General features: G+C 34.0%; 5 protein-coding genes. 4 read left to right on the top strand and 1 reads right to left on the bottom strand.

Going from position 1 to position 5,653, the window contains the following annotated elements:
- Positions 1–59: 59 nt before the first annotated feature.
- A complete protein-coding gene (locus AB4Y90_RS16020) occupies positions 60–752 on the bottom strand; it encodes an AIM24 family protein (protein WP_441558580.1) in 693 nt (230 codons plus the stop codon).
- A 198-nt stretch (positions 753–950) separates the two neighbouring features.
- Between AB4Y90_RS16020 and queA the strand changes: the two genes are divergently transcribed.
- From queA to AB4Y90_RS16040, 4 genes are all read left to right on the top strand, one after another.
- A complete protein-coding gene (gene queA, locus AB4Y90_RS16025) occupies positions 951–2,000 on the top strand; it encodes a tRNA preQ1(34) S-adenosylmethionine ribosyltransferase-isomerase QueA (RefSeq protein ID WP_265426973.1) in 1,050 nt (349 codons plus the stop codon).
- A 100-nt stretch (positions 2,001–2,100) separates the two neighbouring features.
- Complete coding sequence (gene rlmN / locus AB4Y90_RS16030) at positions 2,101–3,135, top strand: 23S rRNA (adenine(2503)-C(2))-methyltransferase RlmN (RefSeq protein WP_441558581.1); 1,035 nt, start codon at positions 2,101–2,103, stop codon at positions 3,133–3,135.
- A 62-nt stretch (positions 3,136–3,197) separates the two neighbouring features.
- Entirely contained in the window at positions 3,198–4,076 is an 879-nt protein-coding gene (locus AB4Y90_RS16035) for a hypothetical protein (protein ID WP_441558582.1), read from the top strand.
- Between the two features lie 154 nt (positions 4,077–4,230).
- A complete protein-coding gene (locus tag AB4Y90_RS16040) occupies positions 4,231–5,208 on the top strand; it encodes a polyprenyl synthetase family protein (protein WP_441558583.1) in 978 nt (325 codons plus the stop codon).
- Positions 5,209–5,653: the final 445 nt, after the last annotated feature.

Genomic DNA, 5,653 nt, shown 5'->3' on the forward strand with positions numbered 1-5,653 from the left:
TTACTGGTCAGATTTTGAAGAATAAAAAATGCGACTCAAAGGAATCGCATTTTAAAATATTATTTTTCAACTCGATAAACTTCCTCATAAGGCTGTATCAAAACCCATCCATTACCGGAAAACTTCATCTGAAACTCTTCACCGCTTCCTCTTCCGATTAAACTTTTAAAAGAAATATTGGTTTTAAGTTCCGGACTTAAATTTCCAGACCACGCAACCGTGGCATTCGGGTCTGTGAAAACTGGTGCATCCGGAGTTACCAGTAAAGTTAAAGGTTCACCGTGAGTAGTGATTGCAATATGTCCCGTTCCTGAAAGTTTTACCTGGAATAATCCTCCAGACATTACTCCTGCAATACTTTTCAGCATTGTGATGTCGCTTTTTATGCTTTGTTCGTGTGCTAAAACATCGTTGCCGTTTACACAAACGGTTTCATTATTTAAATATAAAATTCTTACTTTTTTTCCGTCATCTGCAACGTACAGTTTTCCGGTTCCTTCAGCTTTCATCAGCTTAGAGCCTTCTCCGCTGATTGCTTTTTTCAATAAATTTCCAAGCCCGCCGGAAAGCATTCCCTGTCTTTCAAAGTTGATGTTCCCGATGTAGCCAACCATGCTTCCTGTTTTTGTCCAGACTGCCTGATTATTTAAGTTTATTTCTAAAAGCGCCGGTTTTTCCAGCTCGAAATAATCTCTTTCAAGAGGGTTTTCTTTTGTTTCATTAACAAAAGATTCAATAGAATATTTGCTCATAGTATATATTTTGATAAAGCCAAAATAATCATTTTTTGTTGAGAAAGTATTACGAAAATATAAAATTTGCAACTTAAAAACGGCATGAATAAAGGGGAGTAAAATAAATACTTGACAAAGGGGTATAGAATGTTGTATATTTGCACCTCGAAAATTACACCCTGTAATTTTTATAATTTTTAAACCGTAATTTAAAAAATGAAGACATCCGATTTTAATTTCGACCTTCCTGCAGAATTATTGGCAGAGCATCCTTCAGAGCACAGAGATGAAGCAAGATTAATGGTTCTTAACAGAAAAACTGAAACCATTGAGCACAAATTATTCAAAGACGTAGTAGATTATTTCGATGAGAAAGATCTTTTCATCTTTAATAATACTAAAGTTTTCCCGGCTCGTCTTTATGGAAATAAAGAAAAAACAGGAGCAAAAATTGAAGTTTTCTTATTAAGAGAATTAGATAAAGAAACTCGTGTTTGGGATGTTTTGGTAGATCCTGCAAGAAAAATCAGAATTGGTAACAAATTATTCTTTACTGAAGATGAATCTTTGGTTGCTGAGGTAATCGACAATACGACTTCAAGAGGTAGAACTTTAAGATTTTTATTCGATGGTTCTTACGAAGAGTTCAGAGCAAAATTGAAAGAATTAGGCGAAACTCCGCTTCCAAAATATATCAAAAGAGATGTAGAGCCGGAAGATGCTGAAAGATATCAAACGATTTATGCAAAAGTAGAAGGAGCTGTAGCAGCGCCGACTGCAGGTTTACATTTCTCTAAACATTTGATGAAGAGATTGGAAATCAAAGGAATTGATTTTGCTGAAGTAACGCTTCACGTTGGTTTAGGGACTTTCAACCCGATCGAAGTTGAAGACCTTTCAAAGCATAAAATGGAATCTGAAGAGATCATCATCGATGAAAAAAATGCTGAAATCATCAACAGAGCTGTTCAGGAAAACAGAAGAGTTTGTGCAGTAGGAACTACTACGATGAGAGCAATTGAAACTTCTGTTTCTTCAAACAGAAAAATCTCTGCATTCCAGGGCTGGACAAATAAATTCATTTATCCGCCACACGATTTCGGAATTGCTAATACGATGATTACCAATTTCCATACGCCAAAATCTACATTATTGATGATGATTGCAGCGTTTGCAGGAAAAGATTTTATCATGCATGCCTACGAAGAAGCCGTAAAAGAAAAGTATAAATTCTATTCTTACGGTGATGCAATGCTGATTATATAATTAATTTTAAATTATGAATTATAGATTTTAGATTAAGTATAAACTTCGGTATATATTTTAATCTAAAATTTATAGTTTAAAATCTATAATCTATAATATTTTGAAAGATATAAGAACTTTGTCACTCGACCAGCTTAAAGATTATTTTGGATCTTTAGGAGAAAAACCGTTTCGTGCGAAACAGGTTTACGATTGGCTGTGGAGTAAAAACCTCCATTCGATTGATGAGATGACGAATCTTTCAAAAGCGCTTCGTGACAAAATTTCTCAGGAATATACCATTAATCCTGTTTCTGTAGACCAACTTCAGAAAAGTAATGACGGAACCATTAAAAACGGAGTGAAACTTCACGATGGTTTATTGGTAGAATCTGTATTGATTCCTACAGAAACCAGAACGACGGCTTGTGTTTCTTCACAGGTTGGATGTTCTTTAAACTGCGAATTCTGTGCAACAGCAAGACTCAAAAGAATGAGAAACCTTGAAGTTGCCGAAATTGTAGATCAGGTTGCTTTAATCGACAGCCAGAGCAAAACCTATTTCAACAGACCGCTTTCCAACATTGTTTTTATGGGAATGGGAGAGCCGATGATGAATTATAAAAATGTAGTTGAAGCGATCCGGAAAATCACTCAGCCGGAAGGTTTGGGAATGTCACCCAGAAGAATTACCGTTTCTACATCCGGAATTCCTAAGATGATAAAAATGCTTGCAGATGACGATTTGCGTGTGAAATTAGCGTTGTCGCTTCACTCAGCAATTGAAGCTAAGCGTAACGAAATTATGCCGTTTTCAGATAAATTTCCTTTGACTGATATTATGGAATCTCTTCAATACTGGTACAAAAAAACAGGCTCTGTAATCACTTTTGAATATTGTGTCTGGAAAGGAATTAATGATGGCGATGAAGATATTAAGGCTTTAATTAAATATTGCAAACAGGTTCCCTCGAAAGTTAATTTAATTCAGTACAACCCGATCGGAGACGGAAAATACGATCAATGCAACAAACAGGCGGAAGAAAACTACGTTCGTCAGTTAGAAAATGCTGGAATTACCGTTATGATCCGTAAAAGCAGAGGTGGTGATATTGATGCAGCTTGCGGGCAATTGGCAAATAAAACAGTCGACTAATCTACATTTTTCTCCTTAGAATTTTAATATTCAATTCATATCAAAAACCTTATTTTTGTTACATGAAGAAGGTTCTTTTGATCATAATTCTTGGTTTCTCAATTATTTCTCATGCACAGCAGGCAGAAATTTTTAAGCTTAAAAAATATAGAATTGCGGTTCTGAGTGATTCGATTCAGGAAACTTCAGGCTTAAATTTTTTTGACGGAAAACTATACACTTTCAACGACAGCGGAAATTCTGCCGAATTGTATGAAATCGATAAAAATTCAGGGAAGATCTTAAAAGTTTTAAAAACTAATGTTGAAAACAAAGATTGGGAAGCATTAACCAACGATGGCAAAAATTTCTACATCGGAGATTTCGGGAACAATGCAGGAACGAGGAAAGATTTAAAAATTTATAAAATTCCTTTTCAGAATAACCAGCTGCAAAATGATTCGGTGAAAACGATTTCGTTTTATTATTCCGAGCAAAAAGATTTTACCGCAAAAAATGTCAACACCGATTTCGATTTAGAATCGATGATTTATTTAAATGGGGAAATCCATATTTTCACAAAAGAATGGGCTTCAAAATCTACAACACATTACACTATTGATCCTGAAAATTTTCAAAACCAGGCTGCCGAAAAAACTGAAGTTTTCAGAACGGGCTTTATGATCAGCGATGCTTATTATTTTGATAAAAAACTTTATGTTGTAGGATATACCAAAAAAACGGAAGTCTTTTTAAATATCTTTAATGAATCAGAACCCGGAATATTTTTCAAAGAAAAGCCAAGGCATCTTTATTTAGGAAGTGCTTTAACGATCGGTCAGATTGAGGGAATTGCTGTTGATGAAACCGGAATTTATATTTCTGGGGAAAAGTTTAATTCTCCGATTGGCGGTGGAAAACAAAGTCTTTATTTTATTCCAATAGATCAATTGAAAAAATAACATCACTAATTAATTTTTTTAACGCAAAGTCTTATATTAATAAAATTTTTAATTAAAAACTAAAAAGCTGATGTTCGTATTAATTTATCTTAAAATTGCCCGAAAAAAATTATCTTTGTGAGAATTAATAATAATCACCCATCATTCTTACTTCGTGGCAAACATTGTAGAAGAAATCAAGCAGCCGATCAATGAGGAAATGAAACTTTTCGAGCAGAAGTTTTATGAATCTATGCAGAGCAGAGTTGCTTTGCTCGATAAAGTTACCCGTTTTATCGTTACCACAAAAGGAAAGCAGATGCGCCCGATGTTTGTATTTCTGTGCGCAAAATTGATTGGAAATGTTAACGAAAAAACGTATCGAGGTGCTTCAATGATCGAATTGATTCACACAGCAACTTTGGTACATGATGATGTGGTGGATGAAAGTTTTAAACGTCGTAATTTCTTCTCAATCAATGCATTGTGGAAAAATAAAATTGCCGTTTTAGTAGGTGATTTTCTGCTTTCAAAAGCGGTTTTGCTTTCTACAGACCATAAAGATTACGATTTGCTTTCCGTGATTTCAAGGACGATCAGAGAAATGTCTGAAGGAGAACTTCTTCAGCTGGAAAAAGCCAGAAAGCTGGATATTACCGAAGATGTTTATTATGAGATTATCCGCCAAAAAACAGCAACTTTAATTGCTGCATGTTGCGAAATAGGAGCTTTGTCAAACGGAGCTGATGAAGTTTTAGCAAAAAAGATGCAGGATTTCGGAACGTACACCGGAATGGCGTTTCAGATTAAAGATGATTTATTCGATTATTTAAGTTCAAATGTCATCGGAAAACCGGTTGGAATTGACATCAAAGAGCAAAAAATGACCTTACCTTTGATCCATACTTTAAAAACTGCCAACGAAACCGACAGAAAGTATTATTTCAACACCATAAAACGCTACAACAACGATCAGAAGCGGGTAAAAGAACTGATTGCTTTTGTAAAAAATTCGGGAGGTTTAGAGTATGCGATTACCGTGATGAAAGACTTTCAGCAAAAAGCAAAAGATATTTTGAACGAATTCCCGGATTCTTCCGTTAAAGAATCTTTACATAAAATGCTTGATTACGTTATCGAAAGGAAATTTTAAAAAATTCTTCTTCCAAAATTTTTATTTTAATTTTTGCTCATTATGCTTAAAATATTAAAATAAAACAGCTGTAATTTTTAAACATTAAGAGCATTAAGTTTGTAAGAAATTTTAAGAATCAATAAAATTGATTTAAGCAGTCTGCTAAATAATTCATTTTGATGAATCTAAAAAAAACTAAATTACTTTTTTGTTCTTAAAGATTTAATTTTCTTAATGGTTTAAAATTTTTATAAAATAGAATGATTTTAATCCAGAATCATTGTTGTTATCATAATCACCGACAAAACAATACAAAATAAAGCGGTTAAAAATAAATAATCCGCAATTTGCTCGCATCTGTTCTCCATCTTTTCCTTCTTAGATCTTATTGACAGAAAAGAGAAAAAACAGCTGCATGCAAAAAATACGCAGGCAATCCCTGCAAATTCATCCAGATAAGTGT

The sequence above is a fragment of the Chryseobacterium sp. 2TAF14 genome, from assembly GCF_052115105.1.
Taxonomy (GTDB): Bacteria; Bacteroidota; Bacteroidia; order Flavobacteriales; family Weeksellaceae; genus Chryseobacterium.

Excerpts from the sequence above, each read along its gene's own strand:
- AB4Y90_RS16020 (WP_441558580.1), bottom strand. The coding sequence starts at position 752 with ATGAGCAAATATTCTATTGAATCTTTTGTTAATGAAACAAAAGAAAAC.
- AB4Y90_RS16035 (WP_441558582.1), top strand. The coding sequence starts at position 3,198 with ATGAAGAAGGTTCTTTTGATCATAATTCTTGGTTTCTCAATTATTTCT.
- queA (WP_265426973.1), top strand. The coding sequence starts at position 951 with ATGAAGACATCCGATTTTAATTTCGACCTTCCTGCAGAATTATTGGCA.